The following is a 19,379-nucleotide window of genomic DNA, read 5'->3' as shown; positions in this document are numbered from 1 at the left end:
AAGTAAAGTTTATTTTAACCACTTTTTTTTGCATTGTATAGTCGCTATTCTAGTCTATTTTTTAAGTTTTTCAGACCTGATCGAAGTCTTTATTCATATTCATAAATAAGTTCATAAAGTTCCATGGATAGGGCGATTTTCCTGAAATTCCCCAGGTCACCAAAGTTTGATTAGGCGAGATCTCTTTTAAGATGAAATAACCCTTGGCTGGTTCACCCATACCGAAATCGAGGGCCGTTTCAATTGTTTCGCCCTCGACGATTTTTGTAATGGTCTGTGAACCTTTACCGACTTTCTTACCATCCCAGCTGGATTTATAGCCGACTTGACCATCTACACCCTGTTCAGTTTTTTTCATTTGCGGGTCTGATAGTTGCCATACACCAAAGTTATCTTGGTTCTTAAGCATTTTCACGTAGTTGAACACTTCCTGCTTTGGCTTATTGATTGTTATCTCACTCTGGGCCGAGAAGTCTTTACTGACGAAGATTGCAGTAATTAAGGGAATAGCGATGATGATCGCCAAAACAATTAGGATTTTTTTTAGGATTTTCATAATCATGCATTCATATTGGTTTTCCTAATAAAGATAAAGGATAATCGGGATTTTTATTGGAAAAAACAGGAATATATTTAGCAATGAAAAAAGCCTCTTCCAATATTGAAAGAGGCTTTTTTGTAATCAAAGCGTAGCACTACTTTAATAGTTCTAAATGGGTGCTGATGCCAATTCTATTCCACGCATTTATGGTAATGATCGCCATAATAATCTGTGCAATCTCCTTTTCTTCAAATATTTCTTTTGCTTTTTGAAAAGTGCTTTCTGTCAAACCCTTTTGATGTATCAATGTGATCTCCTCTGTCATCTCCAACAAAATCTGTTCTTCCTTAGTGAATAGATTCGTTTCCCGCCAGGCATTTAATAAAAATATCCGTTGTGGCGTTTCACCATACTTCAGCGCATCCTTCGTGTGCATATCTAAGCAAAAGGCACAGCCATTGATTTGAGAAGCACGTATTTTTATGAGTTCCTTTTGAATTGGATTTAAAAAAATATCATTGAGATAGGTTTCCAATCCCATCATCGCCTTATAGGCTACCGCATCTACTTTTGCAATATTCAATCGTGTGTTCATTGTTTTAAGTTTTGATAAGACAAAGTTGCGATTAGTATACGCTAAAAAAATTAAACTGGTTTAAGAATGGAAATTTTACGTATGAAGACAAGCCTCCATTCAATCGATATACAGCTATAGTAGCCTAGTTTGATACAATCAGGTAATAGTTGTCGGGGTCACGCAGGATAAATTGATCCTTTAGCGAGTTCTCATTGTAATGTATATCTTTCTCTATGAATGCATTTAACAAAGTAGCGTTTTCGAAGATTTGCTGTAAATTGTCTACTCTAAAGAATAAAATAAATCCATTCCCCGCATGTTTTTGATCTTGCATAGTAGGGTGGTCGTGCTCACCCCATTTGTGTAAACAGAGAATGACAGTCCCGTTATCCGTGAGAATTTCAAATGTTTCGCCGCCATGTTGACTGGTACAGCCCAAAAGCTTTTGGTAGAATAGCGAGCTTTTGGAGACGCTCTTTACAGCAATTATGGGTTCTGTTCGTGTCATATGATTTTGAAAGGTTGAAAACTAATTAAAGAGGCCCAGCGATTTCTCTTTTACCAAGTCCAATATCATGCGATATGCTGCAACAGAGTTGCCATGTTGATCCAATGCTGGACTGTAGGCCCCTATACCCATTTTATTCGGTACACTTACTGTGATTCCGCCACCAACGCCCGATTTACTTGGAAGTCCGACAGTTCTGGCATATTCGCCACTAAATTCGTACATCCCTGCAATGAGCATTTGTGATTGAACTAGCTGAGATAGATCTGGGTTATAGTATTGCTTATTTCCATCATAGCGCACGCAATGATGGGCAAAAAAGAAACCTATTTTAGCCAGATCCTCCGCAGTTATCTCAATGGAGCACTGCTTAAAATAATTATTGAGTTTGTCTTCACCTTCACCATCAATGAGTCCATTGTTGCGCATCAGGTAGAACATGCCTCTGTTTCGATTTCCAGTCTCCCGTTCCGAATGGTATACAGATCTACTGTAATCGATTTTTTCATTATTCGTTATAAAGCGAATCATATCCCTTATTTTAACAAAAGGTTCCTCACCTGTTCCTTTAATAAGCGATGTCGTTAAAATGGCGCCGGCGTTCATCATCGGATTGAGCGGTTTACCCGATGTTTCCAAATTCGCAAAATGATTGAAGGGTTTATCTGTTCCATAGTATCCCATTTTATTAAAAACAACTTCCTCGCCATTTTCCAATACAGCAACCATCAAGGAAACAATTTTTGAAATACTCTGAATTGTAAATCTTTGTTGTACATCTCCGATACTAACGATTGTTCCATCACTATTTACCACCGAAAGTGCGATAGATGCTGCATTGGCTTTACTTAATTCCGGGATGTAATCAGCCACTTTACCTTCTTTGAATGATTGCCTATTTTTATCCAATATTTTATCCAATAGCGCTTTATCAATGATCGCGCTCTTAGTACTGCGCTGGTTTTGAATGTTGTTTTGAGCAAACGATACAGTAATTGATCCGGAACATATCAAACCTATAATACAGGCTACCAACCTGACATTTTTTCTCATTTTTTCAGTATTTGTTTGTTCCAAAGATAGGGAACAGTGTATTAAAAGAAAAGAGGTGCCAAATAAGTAACATTTTAGCACCTCCATCTAGTAGGTCATCCTTTAGGCTGCATTTGGAGCTGGATCAACATTCCAACCGGAAAGTATACCGCCATAGAAAAAGAAGGTGACGTAAAAATTCTTTTTGCTCACCTGATCAGTAACCAGGTATTTTTGAGTTACATCGTATGCATCTATTTTTTTATATTTTGATAATGCTATCGGGCTGGCAGCAGGATTTTCTGAGCGTACCAAATCTTGTATCTTTTGGTTGATTAATTTCATAATACCTTCTTTTTTGAAAGGATTATTTTCGATTTTCACATGTGCCGAATGGGTTAAAGTTCCATTATTTTGCGCTTTTTTAGCTTTCGCAGCAGCTGTATAGTTTTTAAATTTTTCCCTTATCTGCGGATCTTTTAAGCTATGGATGGTAAAAATAGAAATTCCCTGCGCACCATTATTTAGCGCCTCATCCATATCGGCAAATATTTCTTCATTATTTTTAGCCATCAATCCACAATATAGCGTCGTATTTGCTCCTTTATCGCGCACATTTTCTAATGTACAATCTCTAATAAAGCTTGGATCTTCTGTATAAAAATTGCTGTATACCATCGGAAAAACAACATCCAAATTCCACTTACCCCAATCTTGGCGCACCATACGAGAAGCCATTTTGGGAGTCGGAAATGGGGATGCAGCCATTGTTTTACCATGGGAGTGAACGATGTCTGCAATCATATTGGCGATATCGGTTATCTGATCGCAACGAAATTGGCGCCATTTTAGATCTTTCGATGGATCTTTTTGTGCTCTCGGATCATAACCATACTGTTTCTTGAACTTCGCTATTGCAATTGGATGGTAACCGTAATCCCAAGCTGGGTATTCACGATCTTGAACAATATTGTATTTAGGCCAAAGGGTTGTAGGGAGGACAACATCCACGTAGCGATTATAGTCAATAGAAATCCCCTCCAATCCCTCGACTTCACAATAGGATTCGATTTTTTTACGGATATACTCTTTTACTCCGGGCACAACAGGTGACAAAAATTTATAATAACCAACGTATGCAGTGGTATCTGCCAGACTTTTACCATTTCGATTGACGCTGAACCAATCCGGATGTTCTTGGAGTATTTTATCCCTGTCATGTTCCAAGTTCATCGTCCAAAGCCACGCGATAACTTGGATGCCATATTTTTTTGCAATGGGAATTGCTACCCGATACTCGTCTGGACTGGCGGCATTTAACATTACGCCATCGATTCCTAAATAATTCATCTCACGGCAAATTGAATCAAAGTTTGTTTTGGCGTTGTAATCTAGCCAAGTCCAAAACATGGCGGGTTTTTCTTTGTCAGCAGCGTGGCTTGTGGTTATTGAAAAACCCTGAATGATCAGGAGAAGCAGGCAAATAAAACATGTCTTGATTAATTTTTCTTTCATAATATTTATCGATTCTAAAAATTGCATACCATAATTTACGCGCGAAGTTTTCAGTGAGTTCAATGGCTCCTTAAAAGATCAATCTGCGAATTTGAAAATTAGATTAGTTTAATGTTCGTCCGTGAAATTACACAAAAACATGGAATTTACACGATACCATTTTAGAATCGGACTGGTTTTCTTACAGTTATTAAATTATATTAAAATAACAAAACATTTTCTAATGTTATCTGTTGTTACTACAATACCAAATCGAAGAAGTAACATTATTAACAACGAAAAGTAGGCCGGGCTACTCGCTAAGGCCAAATTGTTTTGATATGAAGAAACATTACATTCCACTCCTTATTGCGTGCTCACTATTGAATAACCTGGCCAACGGGCAAGAAGTAGGGACCGAACAACAAAGCAAAGTAGATTCTGTAAAACTAACCAAGGATGATACGATTTATCCCAAGCTTCAGGTAAAAGGTTTATTTCAGGCCAGATACCTTGTGAGTGGCACAAAAGATGTAGACGTTAATGGACTGCATCACAGTGATGGTTCTGGTACGGACAACAATTTTATGGTGAAGTATATGCGCGTTCAGATGCGTGCCCAAATTAGCAAACGCACAGAGGTGACAGTTTTGGCAAATCTCGCGGATTTTAAAAGCGATCCGAAAACAAAAGTTCTCGAAAATGCTTATTTGAAATATACATTTAGTCCCAAATTGGCGATTACAGTAGGCCAATTCCGTCCCTGGTTTGGTATTGAAGAGACTTATCCAATTGATATTATCAAATCATTGGATTGGTCCAATCAATATCTTGAGTTTGGCAAACTCGGCTGGGCAAGCTTTCAGATCGGCGTGGCAGCGACAGGTGAGACCACGCTTGGGGAAATGCCTTTTAGCTACTCGTTATCCGTGGTAAATGGAAATGGAAAAAATCAGGTAGTCGATAACGACAATGGCAAACAATATGCTACGCGTCTTGTCTTTGGCCTTTCGAAGAAGTATAGTGTTAACTTAGGGCTCAATGGGGGGATTGGCGAGGTTATGAAAAAACAGGTGCACGCATTGGGTGTTGATCTAACCGGAAATGTGAACTTTGGCAAGCGCTGGAATCTCGATATGCAGCTGGAAGCAAAACAGGCGATCAATCATAGCCTGTACTATTCGTTGGACGAGAGTGCTCGTAGCTCCAAATTGAGCGATTACCTTGTACGGGGTATTTATTTTCTTCCAAACTTAAGATACGAAGTAAATTATTTCAACCTAAGCGCTTTCGAGCTATCTTGCCGATATGAATACATTGATCCTAATTATAAACTAAATGCAAATGGACGTCAAACATACACACCGATGTTCGGTCTAGAATTTTTAAAAAATTATGGTGCAAGGATTCAGCTTGGTGTCCAGTTAGACCGGTATAAAAAGCAGACCGAAAATACCAGTGAATTCAATAAGAACTTATTTATTATTCAAGTGCAAAGTCGATTCTAATTTATTAAACCACGCTTATTATGAAAGAAATCAGTATTAAAAATATTGCCATCACTTTTCTTGTGGCACTCATTTTATGGTTTATCCCAATACCGAAAGGAGTCAGCCCAGAAGCTTGGCATCTCTTTGCTATCTTCGCAGCAACTATTCTTGGGATTATTTTAAAAGCAGCTCCAATGGGTACCATGTGTATGATGGCCATAGCATTTACTGCGCTGACACAAGTGTTGGCCCCCGGAGATGCTGGTAAATCCATTACCAAAGCTTTGACCGGTTTTGGCGACAAAGTTATCTGGCTGATTGGTATCTCTTTTTTTATTGCTCGCGGTTTCATAAAAACCGGTCTTGGCAATCGGATTGCATTTCTTTTCATTCGTGTTTTTGGAAAAAGTTCGCTCGGGTTAGCCTATGGATTGGGACTGGCAGACGTCTGTTTAGCTCCAGCAATCCCGAGCAATACGGCTCGAGGCGGTGGAATTATATATCCAATTATGAAATCCATGGCTATTAGTTTTGATTCCGTCCCCGATAAACCAGAGACACATCGGAAATTGGGATCCTATCTTACTTTAAATAGCTATTATATGAATCTTATCGCATCTTCGATGTTTTTGACTGGGACGGCCAGTAATCCAATGTGTCAAAAATTTGCTGCTAACCTGGGAATCGACATTACTTGGATGTCCTGGGCCATTGCGGGATTCATACCTGGTATTGTCGCCTTTTTTGTGGTACCGCTTGTTCTTTACAAATTATATCCGCCTGAATTAAAAAAAACAGGCGATGCGCCGAAGATGGCGGCACAGAAACTAAAAGAGATGGGGCCTATTTCGAGGAATGAGTGGTTAATGCTTTTGGCATTCTTTATCTTATTGGCATTATGGATCTTTGGTGGATCCTTTTCAATTGATGCTACAACGACGGCTTTTATAGGTTTAACGCTACTGTTACTAACCTCTGTGTTGACCTGGGAGGATGTTAAAGCAGAAAAAGGAGCATGGGATACGATTGTTTGGTTTGCTGTGTTGGTCATGATGGCCAGTTCATTAAACGAATTGGGATTCATCGGCTGGTTTAGTGATTTGATTAAAGTACAGATTGGTGATTTGAGCTGGCAAATAGCCTTTCCTGTCATTATTCTTGTTTACTTCTTTAGTCACTACATTTTCGCTAGCGCCACTGCCCATGTAGCAGCGATGTATGCCGCTTTGTTGGGTGTCGGTGTTTCTTTAGGCATTCCACCAATGCTGCTTGCGATGATGCTTGGATTTCTAGGCTCCATCTATGGTGTATTAACACATTATGGCCATGGCCCTGCACCGGTATTTTTCGGAAGTGGCTATGTTGATTTAAAATCATGGTGGTTGCGTGGATTGGAAATCGGTATCGTATTATTGGTGATTTACATGGGTGTTGGTGGATTGTGGATGAAGGTTATAGGTTATTATTAAAAATTAGGATCTTATTATGTTATCTACTTTGTCAAAAAAGATGCTCATGTGCCTGACTGGATTGTTTTTAGCGTTCTTTTTGCTGATTCACTTCCTAGGGAACTTACAGCTATTCTTGCCGCAGGAACAAGCACATTTACAATTTAATGCCTACTCACATTTTCTAGCGGGCAATATCTTGATCAAGATTATCTCTTATGTACTTTATGCCAGCATTATCCTTCATGCCTTAGATGGCCTTGTCATTACATTAAAAAATAAAAAGGAGGGAGCTGTTTATAAATCGGATCATCGCGGAAGAGCAAGCAAATGGTACTCGCGTAATATGGGAATTTTAGGTACTATAATTCTCATCTTTTTAGTTATCCATTTTCAGAATTTTTGGTATGTATACAAATTTGGTGCAACCCCGCTTGATGAGCGGGGGAACAAGGACTTATATGTTTTGGTCATCGCTGTCTTCCAACAATGGTGGTACGTCCTTATCTATGTATTATCTATGATAGCCTTGTGTTATCATCTTATTCACGGGATTCATAGCGCAATTCGAACCTTAGGATTATTTCATCCAAAATTTGTCAAATGGTTTAAGATCCTTGGCATTGGCTATTCGGTTATCATTAGTTTGGGCTTTGCCATGATGCCTGTTTATATATTCTTTACAGTAAACTAAAGCGGATAAATCATGATATTAAATTCAAAAATACCAGAAGGGCCATTGGATGAAAAATGGACACGCTATAAGAAGACTGCCAAATTAGTTAATCCCGCCAATCGCAAAAAATTGGATGTTATCGTGATTGGTACAGGGTTGGCGGGTAGTTCTATTGCAGCCTCCCTTGGCGAGATGGGGTATCAGGTGAAATCATTTTGTTTTCAGGACAGTCCGCGACGGGCGCATTCCGTCGCAGCGCAGGGCGGGGTAAATGCGGCAAAGAACTATAAAAATGATGGAGATAGCGTTTACAGAATGTTTGTTGACACCTTAAAAGGAGGGGATTTCCGTGCACGTGAAGCAAATGTATACCGCATGGCAGAATGCTCACTTAATTTGATCGATCAAGCTGTAGCCCAAGGAGTTCCTTTTGGACGAGAATACGGCGGCTATTTAAATAATCGCTCTTTTGGCGGCGTACAGGTAAGTCGGACGTTCTATGCAAGAGGCCAAACCGGGCAGCAGCTTCTTTTGGGCGCCTACCAGGCACTTATGCGCCAGGTAGGAAAGGGAACCGTGCAACTTTTTACACGACATGAGATGCTTGATGTTGTTGTTATCGATGGAAAGGCACGTGGTGTTATCGTACGTAATCTAGATACGGGCGATATTGAACGGCATGCGGCCCATACAGTTGTATTAGCAACAGGAGGTTATGGTAAAATATATTACCTATCGACCTTGGCTATGGGATGTAACGGTTCGGCAATCTGGCGCGCACATAAAAAGGGCGCATTAATGGCTTCTCCGAGCTGGATTCAGATTCACCCGACGTCCTTACCACAATCGGGCAGTTATCAGTCTAAATTAACCTTAATGTCGGAGTCTTTGCGCAATGACGGAAGAATATGGGTCCCCATGAAGGAAGGTGAGACGCGAGAACCCAACGCTATTCCGGAGGAAGAACGGGATTACTATTTAGAACGACGGTATCCCGCATTTGGAAATCTTGCCCCACGGGATATTTCCTCTCGGGCGGCAAAGGAACGGATCGATGCCGGCTTTGGGATTGGTCCACTCAAAAATGCTGTTTATCTTGATTTTGCGAAGGCTATCAGAGAACAGGGGAAACAGAAAATACAGGAAAAATATGGTAATCTATTTGACATGTATGAAAAGATTACGGGATATGATGCTTATAGCGTACCGATGATGATTTCACCGTCTGCACACTTTTCCATGGGCGGTTTATGGGTCGATTATGAGTTGATGACGAGTCTGCCAGGTTTATTTGCGCTTGGCGAAGCTAATTTTGCGGACCATGGTGCAAACAGACTTGGGGCAAACTCACTGCTTCAGGCATCTGTCGATGGCTATTTTATCGGTCCCTATACGATTGCCAATTATTTGGCAAACGATATTCATACGGGGAAAATTTCCACAGATCATATTGCGTTTGAACGTGCTGAAGAGGATGTTAGAAAACAAATCGACGTATTTTTGAAAATCAAAGGCAGTAAAACTGTGGATTATTTCCATAAAACACTCGGCAAAATACTCTATGACTATTGTGGGCTGGCACGTAATGAAAAAGGGCTTCGCTATGCTATTGAAGAAATTAGAAAGCTAAAACAAGAATTTTTCAAGGACGTTATTGTCAGCGGCGAGGCCGATACGTTAAATAGCGAACTGGAGAAAGCCGGACGTGTAGCAGACTATTTTGAGATTGGAGAACTGATGTGTTATGATGCATTGACGCGAAATGAATCCTGTGGAGCGCATTTTCGGGAAGAATATCAAACTGCAGACGGAGAGGCGCTACGTAACGATGCCGAATACCAATTTATTTCCGCTTGGTTATGGAAGGGAGAAAATGAAGAACCTGAGTTGGTCAAAGAACCGTTGACCTTTGAAGAAATACAACCAACTGTTAGGAGCTATAAATAAAATGAATGATTATGGATTTATATCTTAAAATATGGCGACAAAAGGATCGCAATGCTACAGGCAAATTAGTGACGTACACATTAACTGACCTAAATCCGCATATGTCTTTTTTGGAAATGTTGGATACTTTAAATGAACAGTTGATAACAGGAGGAGAAGAGCCCGTCGAGTTCGATCACGACTGTCGTGAAGGAATTTGCGGGCAGTGCGGAATGATGATTAACGGCATTGCACATGGGCCCCTTAAGCATACGACGACTTGCCAGTTACATTTACGTTCATTTAAAGACAAGGATACCATTACCATAGAACCTTTTCGTTCAGCCGCATTTCATATAAAAAAAGATCTGAAAGTGGATCGTTCCGCATTCGATCGAATTATTTCTTCTGGTGGATTTGTCTCTATCAATACAGGACAGGCTCCAGATGCAACAGCCATTCCTATTTCTCATGAATTAGCTGAATCGGCATTTGACTCGGCAGCCTGTATAGGTTGTGGTGCTTGTGTGGCGACGTGCAAAAATGGCAGCGCGGCCCTTTTTACCTCAGCAAAGATCACCCATATGGCACTATTACCACAAGGAAAGGAAGAGCGTAGTCAACGGGTATTAAATATGATCAAACAAATGGATAAGGAGTCCTTCGGTCATTGTTCAAATACAGAAGCGTGCGAGGTAGAGTGTCCACAAGGTATATCTGTACTGAATATCGCACGTATGAATTTTGAGTATAACAAGGCACTATTTTTTAAAAAGAAATAAAGACCAACGGTCGAAAAAAGTGGCACGATAGTTTCTTATATCGGATTTATAATAAAGACTGAAGCCATAAAAAGAGCGATACCGGATCGTTGAAGATGACTCACCTTATCCCTGAAAGTAGGGATTTGTAAGATTTTATGGTTAATAAATAGGTTTTTGTAGTAATTTTGAAAAAAGAAATTCATTAAGTTATAGCGATTGATATGAAGTGTAGTAGGTTGTTTGTGGTACTTTTCATTTGTAGTATAGTGTTTAGTGTAACCGCATGTAAGGATTTTTCAAACAAAGTCTTGGGAAAAGGCGAACTGAAGGACACACTTACGGAGAAATTGGTTGTTAAGGAAAAAATACCACATTTGTTGAATAGGTGGGATTCGCTTCAGAAAAATCAGATACACTTTACAGTAGATAGTCTACACCCTGTTCCGATCAAACAACAAAGACGTGAGCTAAAGGACTCCCTGCGGAAAGCATTTGATAAGCAACCAAAACATATTTATTTGACTTTTGATGATGGCCCATTAATTGGTAGTGCTTTTATTGATTCTATTGCGAAAGAAAAAAACATTAAAGTGAGTGTATTCTTGATTGGTAAACATGCGAATATGAGCAAAGGAAGAAAACGCGATCTTGCCCGTTATGAATCCAATCCACTTATAGCCTGTTATAATCACAGCTATACGCACGCAAACAATCAATATTCAAGATTTTATAGTAACCCCCAAAATGCTTTTGCTGATTTTGAAAAGAATGAAAAAGATCTCCATTTAAAACATAAAATTGTTCGGCTTCCAGGAAGGAATATTTGGATATATGATAATGTTCGTAAGATTGACCTTAAGAATGGATCCAGCACAGCCGATCTATTGCATAAGAACGGATATACAATTTATGGCTGGGATGTCGAGTGGCGGCTTAATAGCGTTACTGGTACGCCCATACAGAGCCAAGAGTCTACCTTGTCTCATATCCGAAATTATATGAACAACAAAAGCTCAATGGTACCTAATAATGTTGTTTTCTTAATGCATGATGATATGTTTCAAACGCGAAAAGGGCAGCAGGAGTTATCCACTTTAATTGATGCATTAAAAAAAGAAGGCTACCAGTTTGAATTGATGCAAGATTATCCGATTAAGTATTAGATAGGTTCGCCAGCTGTCATCTCATCAAAACCCATTTCTTTTGCAATCTGATGAGCACCAAGAATTAATTTACCGCCAATTCCCTGTCCTTGAAACTGAGGTAGCACAGCGACAGGAGCCAAGGCAAGAGAATCGGATGTTTTTTTGATTCTCTTTATCGATAATCTTCACCTTTGTCAGGAGTATATAGCCTGCTATTTCTCCTTCAGCTTCAGCTACCATTGACAGTTGTGGTATAAATTCTGCTGTCCTTCTTAGTTTTTCTACTAAAATGTGCTCTTGATGATCGCTATACTGTTCGTTTTCAAAGGCGAGTCGGATCAGTTCGAATACAATCGTTGTGTCACTTGACTTTTCTGTCCTAATATTTACAGTCATAGTTTTTTTGTAGATACAACTATTTCTTCGCTATTAATAAAGCCGTTTTTGGCCCCATTATTTGTAGGTACATAGTTGTTTAGAAAAAATCAATTATAGATCTAATTATATAGGATAAATATGCGTATTAATATTTGAAAAATTGATAATATAGTTTCTAAATGATAAAAAGTACTTTTCCTCAGGACTTTCTATTTGCAGTGTTTTACTAGTTCTTTGATCTTGCGTTGAGTAGCAAAAGCGCTGGAAACAATTTTGAGAAAATGAATTTACAATTGATTTGTTTTTCAATAAATTATCTGATTACCAATCACTTAATAACAATAGTGTTAAATAGTGTAAAAATAACACTTGCAATGTATATTTATTTTCGTATTTTCATGTTAAATAAACAATTATAAATCGCCTCCAGTAGACACCTAAACCGATACGTCTTAGAGGTAAAAAAAATAACTAATTAAACACAAAATTTAAACAACTAAACAGTTTTTATGATTAACTGCCATTATTTCTCAAATCAATGGAAGAGAGCGTTTTGGACTGGATCATTGTGCTCACTAGTGGCCTTGAGTCCCCAAATCGTCGATGCTACAACCCTCGCAAGCTATGGAATTCTCTTTCAGCAGGAGCAAAGTGTTTCTGGAACGGTGCATGATGAATCTGGAATGCCAATTCCTGGAGTAACAGTTTCCGTCAATGGAACAAAGTTAGTAACTAAAACCGACGTTCAAGGTAGATACAAGTTAGACAAAGTCCCCGCAAGTGCGATTATTAATTTCCGGATGGTCGGCAAACAATCTATGGATGAAGCTGTAAAAGGAAGACAGACCATCGATATCACACTTCTTAATTCGGAATCGAATCTCGAAGAAGTCGTTGTTGTTGGTTACGGAAAGCAACGCAAAGAGACTGTCACCGGTGCCGTAGCCACTGTGAAGGGAAGCGATCTAGCACAATCACCGGCATTGAACGTTTCCAATGCATTAACAGGACGCGTCCCGGGCGTTACAGCAACCAACGGGAGCGCCGAGCCTGGCTACGATGGTTCCAATATCAAAATCCGGGGAACGAATACACTGGGTAATAGCAGTCCCTTAGTCGTTATTGATGGAGTTCCTGCGCGTGAAGGAGGAATTGATCGTATTAATCCCCGAGATATAGAAAATATCTCGGTTCTAAAAGATGCTTCTGCTGCTATTTATGGAGCCAGGGCAGCCAATGGGGTTATTCTCGTTACGACAAGAAGAGGAAAAACAGGAAAACCGCAGTTTTCTTATACGTTCAACCAAGGGTATTCCCAACCTACCGTTATTCCTAAATTAACAGATGCCTCCCAGTTTGCGGCAATTAGAAATGAACTCGAAATTTATAACCTCCCTGTTGAAGAATGGTCTGCTGCTTATACAGCGATCAACGAGAAAGGCAATTACAATAAACAAGGTGGAGGAGTTTTGGATGCGCCGTTTAAACCAGAAGATATCCAAAAGTTCAAAGACGGATCAGATCCTTGGGGGCATCCCAATACTGACTGGTATAAAGCTACGCTAAAAAACTGGTCACCTCAACAGCGCCACAACCTCCAAATCAATGGCGGTACTGAGGATGTCAAGTATCTGATGTCTTTGGGGTATCAAAATCAGGATGCCTACTATAAAAATTCGGCTACAGGTTATAAACAGTATGACTTAAGGATCAATCTGGACGCCAATATAAGTCAGTATATCAAAACACAATTTGGTGTTTTAGGAAGACAGGAAAACCGAAATTTCCCCACCAAGAGTGCTGGCACGGTCTTTAGAATGCTGATGCGGGGAAATCCAACACAACCAGCAATATGGCCTAATGGAATGCCGGGACCAGATATCGAAAATGGCGAAAACCCCGTGGTAATTACGACCAATGCGACAGGTTACGATCATGATAAACGCTACTATTTTCAAACAAATGGTCAGGTTGAGATTACAAATCCCTGGATAGATGGTCTTAAATTAACACTTAATGCCTCTGTTGACAAATATGTAAAAAATCAAAAAACATGGGTTACACCCTGGACTTTGTATTCTTGGCAGGGCGCTTATGAGGCCGATGGCAGCACACCACAACTGGTTCCTGGAAGACGTGGCCCTGCCGATCCAAATTTAAACCAAAGCAATGAAGATCAACTGAATATCTTACTTGGTGGAATCTTAAGCTTTGAGCGGAAATTTGGTGACCATCAGGTAAATGCTATAGCCGGTATCAACAGAGAAACAATTGATAATGATAAATTCAGCGCGTATCGTCGCTATTTTCTTTCAAATGCGATCGACTATCTTTTTGCCGGTGGAGAACAGGAAAAAAATAACGATGGATCTGCATGGAAAAGAGCGCGGCTAAATTACTTTGGGCGATTTGGCTATAATTATAAAAGCAAGTATATCGCAGAATTCCTTTGGCGTTATGACGGATCGTATATGTTCCCTGAAAGTGAAAGGTTCGGTTTCTTTCCAGGTGCCATGGCGGGATGGGTCGTGTCGGAAGAGAATTTCTGGAAGGAAAATGTCCCTGTGATTAATTATTTCAAGATCCGTGCGTCATATGGCCAGATGGGTAATGACAACATCTACTATGATGATAAATTACAAGAATATCAATATTTTTCAACCTATTCCTTTGGTACTTATATCGTCAATGATAAGCTAGCCAAAACCCTTTTTGAAAGCCGTGTTCCTAATGAGATGATTACTTGGGAGGTTGCCAATAACTATAATTTAGGGTTTGATTTTCAATTTTTACAAGGAAAGCTGAATTTCGAGTTTGATATTTTTAAAAATCGCCGTAATTCCATTCTATGGAGAAAAAATGCGTCAATACCACAAAGTACAGGGATGACATTACCGGCAGAAAATATTGGCAAAGTGGATAACAAGGGTTGGGAATTTAACTTAGGTTATCGTGGCAAGGTGGGAGATTTGGGGTACACGGTTGGTGTGAATGGTGGTTATGCTAAAAACAAAATTATCTTCTGGGATGAAGCCCCGGGCGCCCCTGCATGGCAGCAAAGTACAGGTAAACCTATCAAAACGGATATTTATTATGTCTATGACGGCGTATTCCGTGACATGGAAGATATCGCCAACAATAAATTGGACTATAGTGCCATTACGAAAACTTTACGCCCTGGAGATATGAAATATAAAGATTTCAATGGTGACGGAAAGATTACCCCCGATGATAAAGTAAGACGAGACAAGAATAGTGACCCAACATTTCAGGGAGGTTTCAATTTTAGTCTGACCTATAAGGATTTTGACTTATCGGTACTATTTCAAGGAGCTACAGGAGGAGAGATACGTGTAGGAACAGATGAATCTGGATCGATCGGAAATTTTGTGGAAGAATTCTATGATAAACGCTGGAGCATCAGTAACCCAAGTAGCGTTTATCCACGTTTGACAGACCGTGGCAATCAATATTATTCTTATAACAATACCTATTGGATGCGGAGCACCGATTATTTGCGGCTTAAAAATGTGGAAATAGGATATAATCTGGCCTCAAGCATTTGTAGTAAAATTGGCATTGGTTCTTTACGGCTATATGCAAATGGCATGAACTTAATGACGTGGAGTAAGATCAAAATGTATGACCCAGAAGCCGTTAATGCATTAGGGCAATATTATCCGCAGGCAAGATTGATTAATTTTGGCGCATTATTATCGTTCTAACCAACTGTCATATTAAGAACTTAACGAAGAATAAAAATGAAAAAAATTAAGAATATATCACTTATACTACTTGTACTTTCTGCATCATTACAAGCTTGCAATGATGATTTTGTGAGCACGAAGCCACTCAGTGAAGTTCCACAGGAGATCGTTTGGTCGGATGCTGGTTTGTCTGAGGCTTTCGTGACAGAAATCTATAACGGTTTTGGAGTAGGAGGCTTTTATGAGCAAGAAATGGCATCCATGACCGACGAAGCCTTATTTACACACCCTAATCGGGGCATAAATACCGTGACCGAATCTCGATCAAATCCAGCTGATCAAGGCTATATTATGGATACTTACGAATACGGTCGCATGTATACGCGCATCCGGGCAACTAACATTGCCATCTCCAATTTGAGTGCACCCAAGTTTGACAAAGCAAAAGCCGATAAGCTGTTAGGCGAAGCTTATTTCCTGCGTGGGTATTATTATCAACAGCTCTTACGCTTTTATGGTGGCATCCCCATCGATAATAAGATATATACATTGAACGATAAAGACTATATGGTTCCGAGGAATAGCTATGAGGAGTGTGTCAATGCCATCGTGAAAGATCTAGACAGCGCAGCTCTTTTGTTAAAGGGCAGTTCATCAACAAAGGGACGTGCAAATGAAACTGCAGTATTGGCCTTAAAATCAAGGGTATTACTCTATGCTGCCAGCGATCTCCACGATGCGGGTAAAGCCAAAGCAAAATCAACATTATTGGCAGGGTATAAGAATCCAGAATATCTAATGTACACGAGTGGCAATCAGGTGGAGCGTTGGACAAAAGCAAAAGCCGCAGCAAAAGCCGTACTGGATCATACAGAATTCGCCTATAAGTTAGACCTAACTCAACCCGCTTCGCCTAATGAGGGTACTGCCAACTATATGGCCGTATCGTTAGGAGGGGGGAGCAAGACAGTTGATTTTACAGCAGGAAAAGATATTATTCTGGGGAGATTCTTTATTGACGAAAAGGACGAACGTGGTGGCTGGGTAGGGCGAGACAACGGTCCAAATGGCTATCATAACTGGGCCGGAAATACACCGATACAACTCTTGGTAGACGACTACGAGACTATTGATGGCCAAAAATTCAGTTGGTCAAATCCTACTATGGCAGCCAGCCCTTATCAAAATCGTGACCCACGTTTAAAGGCAACAATTTTATACGACGGTGCGGATTGGAAACCTAGGACAGCCGATGTCGCTGAAAGAGATAAGGCGAATCAAATCCAAACAGGTCAATACGAAATAATGAATGCCAAAGGACAAAAGGTTATCCAATTTGGCCTTGACACAAGAAAAAGCCCGATTGAAGATTGGAATGGTTCACGGACAGGATATTATATTCGTAAATTTACAGATCCGGACCCTACAATGCAGGATCAAAACACAAGACAGCGCATTCCCTGGCCAATGTTTCGCTATACAGAGGCGATATTGAACTATGTAGAAGCATGTCTTGAATTAGGAGAAGAGAATGAAGCTAAAACATGGTTAAACAAAATCCGCTTTAGAGCTGGAATGCCTGCAATTCCAACCGCCGAAACCGGAGCGGCTCTAAAAGCACGTTATAGAAACGAGCGCCGTATTGAATTAGCCTACGAGGAGCATCGCTTCTTTGACGCGCGACGCTGGATGATAGCCGCGGAAACTATAGGTCGTAAAGCAAATATTATAAACATCACGGGAACCCTTAAGGCGGGTAAAAATGTAACTCTTTATCAATATAATCCCGATAACTACACCTATACCTATACGGTATCCAATATTGATCCAGGTATCGAAAATAGGAACTGGGATGACAAGATGTACTACACGTCTTTGCATCGCGATGAGGTTAATCGAAATACAAAATTGATCCAAAATCCAGGTTACTAGTATTTAAAGAAGCTGTCCAAATGTGCTGTGCCCCCGGAAAATGTCTAACTTTTTGGGGGCACTGCATTTTTTTGGACAGCTTTTTTTGCGGCTAATTTTTAATACGTGAATAGGTCCAATTTTAGTAACTATGCTGTATTGATAAGCGACAGGAATAAGTTTCAGTATATGCTGCTAGTGGCGGCAATATGCCTTAGATACCTATTGTGTTCGTACCTGCTTCGGACAAGCTTCGGAGCTCACCAGATAAGGATTAGCTATTGGCCAGTTCCTGACCAGTATTTTCCTGTTCGGAGACTGGTCAATGACTGTTCAGCATCTGTACGGAATCTATTGATGATCCGAAGAAAGTACGAAGCAGGTACGAAGCAAAGGGCTTCCCACTCGCTTATTTTGGTTATTTTTCATAGAATTTCACCATAGCTCTTTGGACAGGTTGAAACTTTCTCTGCTATTCAAAAATAGTTTCCACAAAACAAGTGACAAACTTTTCGGACACACGGATTATATAATTACTTTTTCTGCTGACTTATATTAGGTAATAGCCCTGTAACTACTCCGATTAATGGAAGATAAGCACAGATATTAAATACATATTCGATTGAGGTTTGATCTGCAAGCCAGCCCAGAACTGCTGAACCAATTCCCCCCATACCAAAAGCAAAGCCAAAAAATAAACCAGCAATCATTCCGACCTTTCCTGGGATGAGTTCTGTCGCATAGACCAAGATAGCAGAGAATGCAGACGATATAATAAGACCTATTAAAATAGCGAGGATAATGGTTAGCCCTAGACCAACGTGTGGCAATAGTAATGTGAACGGAGCCGCTCCGAGAATCGATACCCAGATAATTAGTTTACGCCCATAGCGATCTCCCAATGGCCCCCCTAATATAGTTCCCGCAGCTACAGAAGCAAGAAATATAAATAAGTATATTTGAGATTCCTGAACCGAAACATGGAATTTATTGATCAAATAGAAGGTGAAATAACTGGTCATGGAAGCCATGTAAAAATATTTGGAAAAAATGAGTACCAATAAAATTACAAGTGCAAATACTACTTTTGATTTTGGCAGGTCGGCTTTTGAAGCACCAACAGCAGTTGTTTGTGTCTTAGGCTTGAGATGTATTTGATACCAATTACCGACATAAGTAAGAATCATAACGGCTACAATGGCCAATACGCCAAATACACCAATGTATTGTTGGCCCAAAGGGATCACAATAAGCGCTACAAGAAGGGGACCTATCGCACCACCAGCATTACCACCGACTTGGAAGATAGACTGCGCGAGCCCCTTTTTGCCTCCGGAAGCTAAATGAGCAACTCGAGAAGCTTCAGGATGAAATATAGACGAACCCATGCCAATAAGACTTACAGAAAGGAGAATGTAGATAAAGTTTGACGCAAAAGAAATGCATATCAATCCTGCTAAAGAGAAAAGCATACCGACAGCGAGTGATCGTGGTGTAGGGTTTTTATCTGTATACAAACCAACGAAGGGTTGCAAAATAGAAGCAGTAAGCTGAAAAACCAACGTTATAATACCAATTTGGGTAAAACTAAGCGCATAATTTGATTTTAACATGGGATATACTGCCGGGATGACCGACTGAATCAAGTCGTTGAGCAAGTGTGAAAGACTAATCGCAAATAAAATCGGATAGACGGTTTCGGAGCTTTTCCAAGATCCACTCGGGTTTAAAGATTGTGTTTTCATAAAAGAAATATTCATCAGGTCATCTGATGTTTTAATT

General features: G+C 40.0%; 16 protein-coding genes. 8 read left to right on the top strand and 8 right to left on the bottom strand.

What is annotated here, in order from left to right; genetic code table 11:
* Positions 1-70: 70 nt before the first annotated feature.
* The 5 genes from B3297_RS08610 to B3297_RS08590 all read right to left on the bottom strand — a co-directional run bounded on the left by B3297_RS08610 (position 71) and on the right by B3297_RS08590 (position 4,173).
* The gene (locus B3297_RS08610; protein WP_286778781.1) at positions 71-556 is read right to left on the bottom strand and encodes an SRPBCC family protein; all 486 of its coding nucleotides are present in this window, start codon (positions 554-556) and stop codon (positions 71-73) included.
* A gap of 139 nt (positions 557-695) precedes the next feature.
* On the bottom strand, positions 696-1,136 hold the full coding sequence (locus B3297_RS08605) for a carboxymuconolactone decarboxylase family protein (protein ID WP_115048720.1): 441 nt from the start codon (positions 1,134-1,136) through the stop codon (positions 696-698).
* A 124-nt stretch (positions 1,137-1,260) separates the two neighbouring features.
* Positions 1,261-1,626: a glyoxalase gene (locus B3297_RS08600; RefSeq protein ID WP_070564049.1), complete on the bottom strand. Its 366-nt coding sequence runs from the start codon at positions 1,624-1,626 to the stop codon at positions 1,261-1,263.
* Positions 1,627-1,647: 21 nt separating this feature from the next.
* Positions 1,648-2,679 carry a glutaminase A gene (gene glsA, locus B3297_RS08595; protein WP_070564052.1) on the bottom strand — a complete coding sequence of 344 codons (1,032 nt, stop codon included), beginning with the start codon at positions 2,677-2,679 and terminating at the stop codon, positions 1,648-1,650.
* 102 nt (positions 2,680-2,781) lie between these two features.
* A complete protein-coding gene (locus tag B3297_RS08590) occupies positions 2,782-4,173 on the bottom strand; it encodes a hypothetical protein (RefSeq protein WP_070564513.1) in 1,392 nt (463 codons plus the stop codon).
* 320 nt (positions 4,174-4,493) lie between these two features.
* Here B3297_RS08590 and B3297_RS08585 point away from each other — a divergent pair, with 320 nt between their 5' ends.
* The 6 genes from B3297_RS08585 to B3297_RS08560 all read left to right on the top strand — a co-directional run bounded on the left by B3297_RS08585 (position 4,494) and on the right by B3297_RS08560 (position 11,619).
* Positions 4,494-5,660, top strand: coding sequence for a porin (locus B3297_RS08585; RefSeq protein WP_083295856.1), 1,167 nt, complete (start codon positions 4,494-4,496; stop codon positions 5,658-5,660).
* Positions 5,661-5,680: 20 nt separating this feature from the next.
* Entirely contained in the window at positions 5,681-7,111 is a 1,431-nt protein-coding gene (locus B3297_RS08580; protein WP_046673349.1) for an anion permease, read from the top strand.
* A 16-nt stretch (positions 7,112-7,127) separates the two neighbouring features.
* A complete protein-coding gene (locus B3297_RS08575) occupies positions 7,128-7,784 on the top strand; it encodes a succinate dehydrogenase cytochrome b subunit (protein ID WP_070564055.1) in 657 nt (218 codons plus the stop codon).
* Between the two features lie 12 nt (positions 7,785-7,796).
* Positions 7,797-9,713 carry a fumarate reductase/succinate dehydrogenase flavoprotein subunit gene (locus B3297_RS08570; RefSeq protein WP_046673351.1) on the top strand — a complete coding sequence of 639 codons (1,917 nt, stop codon included), beginning with the start codon at positions 7,797-7,799 and terminating at the stop codon, positions 9,711-9,713.
* 11 nt (positions 9,714-9,724) lie between these two features.
* Positions 9,725-10,474, top strand: a complete 750-nt coding sequence (locus B3297_RS08565; protein WP_046673445.1) for a succinate dehydrogenase/fumarate reductase iron-sulfur subunit — start codon at positions 9,725-9,727, stop codon at positions 10,472-10,474.
* A 248-nt stretch (positions 10,475-10,722) separates the two neighbouring features.
* Entirely contained in the window at positions 10,723-11,619 is an 897-nt protein-coding gene (locus B3297_RS08560) for a polysaccharide deacetylase family protein (RefSeq protein ID WP_236586054.1), read from the top strand.
* Here the strand turns inward: B3297_RS08560 and B3297_RS24855 are convergent.
* Positions 11,616-11,726: a GNAT family N-acetyltransferase gene (locus B3297_RS24855; RefSeq protein WP_201639204.1), complete on the bottom strand. Its 111-nt coding sequence runs from the start codon at positions 11,724-11,726 to the stop codon at positions 11,616-11,618. The genes B3297_RS08560 and B3297_RS24855 overlap by 4 nt on opposite strands.
* Positions 11,689-11,997, bottom strand: a complete 309-nt coding sequence (locus tag B3297_RS08550; protein WP_070564064.1) for a GNAT family N-acetyltransferase — start codon at positions 11,995-11,997, stop codon at positions 11,689-11,691. The genes B3297_RS24855 and B3297_RS08550 overlap by 38 nt, the downstream gene beginning before the upstream one ends.
* Positions 11,998-12,488: 491 nt before the next feature.
* Here B3297_RS08550 and B3297_RS08545 point away from each other — a divergent pair, with 491 nt between their 5' ends.
* Together B3297_RS08545 and B3297_RS08540 are read left to right on the top strand one after the other, a co-directional pair.
* The gene (locus B3297_RS08545; protein WP_286778780.1) at positions 12,489-15,704 is read left to right on the top strand and encodes a SusC/RagA family TonB-linked outer membrane protein; all 3,216 of its coding nucleotides are present in this window, start codon (positions 12,489-12,491) and stop codon (positions 15,702-15,704) included.
* Between the two features lie 36 nt (positions 15,705-15,740).
* Complete coding sequence (locus B3297_RS08540) at positions 15,741-17,618, top strand: RagB/SusD family nutrient uptake outer membrane protein (RefSeq protein WP_112374115.1); 1,878 nt, start codon at positions 15,741-15,743, stop codon at positions 17,616-17,618.
* Positions 17,619-18,130: 512 nt separating this feature from the next.
* Here B3297_RS08540 and B3297_RS08535 read toward each other — a convergent pair.
* On the bottom strand, positions 18,131-19,342 hold the full coding sequence (locus B3297_RS08535; RefSeq protein WP_070564519.1) for an MFS transporter: 1,212 nt from the start codon (positions 19,340-19,342) through the stop codon (positions 18,131-18,133).
* Positions 19,343-19,379 lie beyond the last annotated feature (37 nt).

Source organism: Sphingobacterium sp. UBA3519 (assembly GCF_002377215.1).
Classification (GTDB): Bacteria; Bacteroidota; Bacteroidia; order Sphingobacteriales; family Sphingobacteriaceae; genus Sphingobacterium; species Sphingobacterium multivorum.
This window is presented reverse-complemented; position numbering and strand designations above follow the sequence as displayed.

Excerpts from the sequence above, each read along its gene's own strand:
- B3297_RS08610 (WP_286778781.1), bottom strand. The coding sequence starts at position 556 with ATGAAAATCCTAAAAAAAATCCTAATTGTTTTGGCGATCATCATCGCT.
- B3297_RS08605 (WP_115048720.1), bottom strand. The coding sequence starts at position 1,136 with ATGAACACACGATTGAATATTGCAAAAGTAGATGCGGTAGCCTATAAG.
- B3297_RS08600 (WP_070564049.1), bottom strand. The coding sequence starts at position 1,626 with ATGACACGAACAGAACCCATAATTGCTGTAAAGAGCGTCTCCAAAAGC.
- glsA (WP_070564052.1), bottom strand. The coding sequence starts at position 2,679 with ATGAGAAAAAATGTCAGGTTGGTAGCCTGTATTATAGGTTTGATATGT.
- B3297_RS08590 (WP_070564513.1), bottom strand. The coding sequence starts at position 4,173 with ATGAAAGAAAAATTAATCAAGACATGTTTTATTTGCCTGCTTCTCCTG.
- B3297_RS08585 (WP_083295856.1), top strand. The coding sequence starts at position 4,494 with ATGAAGAAACATTACATTCCACTCCTTATTGCGTGCTCACTATTGAAT.
- B3297_RS08580 (WP_046673349.1), top strand. The coding sequence starts at position 5,681 with ATGAAAGAAATCAGTATTAAAAATATTGCCATCACTTTTCTTGTGGCA.
- B3297_RS08575 (WP_070564055.1), top strand. The coding sequence starts at position 7,128 with ATGTTATCTACTTTGTCAAAAAAGATGCTCATGTGCCTGACTGGATTG.
- B3297_RS08570 (WP_046673351.1), top strand. The coding sequence starts at position 7,797 with ATGATATTAAATTCAAAAATACCAGAAGGGCCATTGGATGAAAAATGG.
- B3297_RS08565 (WP_046673445.1), top strand. The coding sequence starts at position 9,725 with ATGGATTTATATCTTAAAATATGGCGACAAAAGGATCGCAATGCTACA.
- B3297_RS08550 (WP_070564064.1), bottom strand. The coding sequence starts at position 11,997 with ATGACTGTAAATATTAGGACAGAAAAGTCAAGTGACACAACGATTGTA.
- B3297_RS08545 (WP_286778780.1), top strand. The coding sequence starts at position 12,489 with ATGATTAACTGCCATTATTTCTCAAATCAATGGAAGAGAGCGTTTTGG.
- B3297_RS08540 (WP_112374115.1), top strand. The coding sequence starts at position 15,741 with ATGAAAAAAATTAAGAATATATCACTTATACTACTTGTACTTTCTGCA.
- B3297_RS08535 (WP_070564519.1), bottom strand. The coding sequence starts at position 19,342 with ATGAAAACACAATCTTTAAACCCGAGTGGATCTTGGAAAAGCTCCGAA.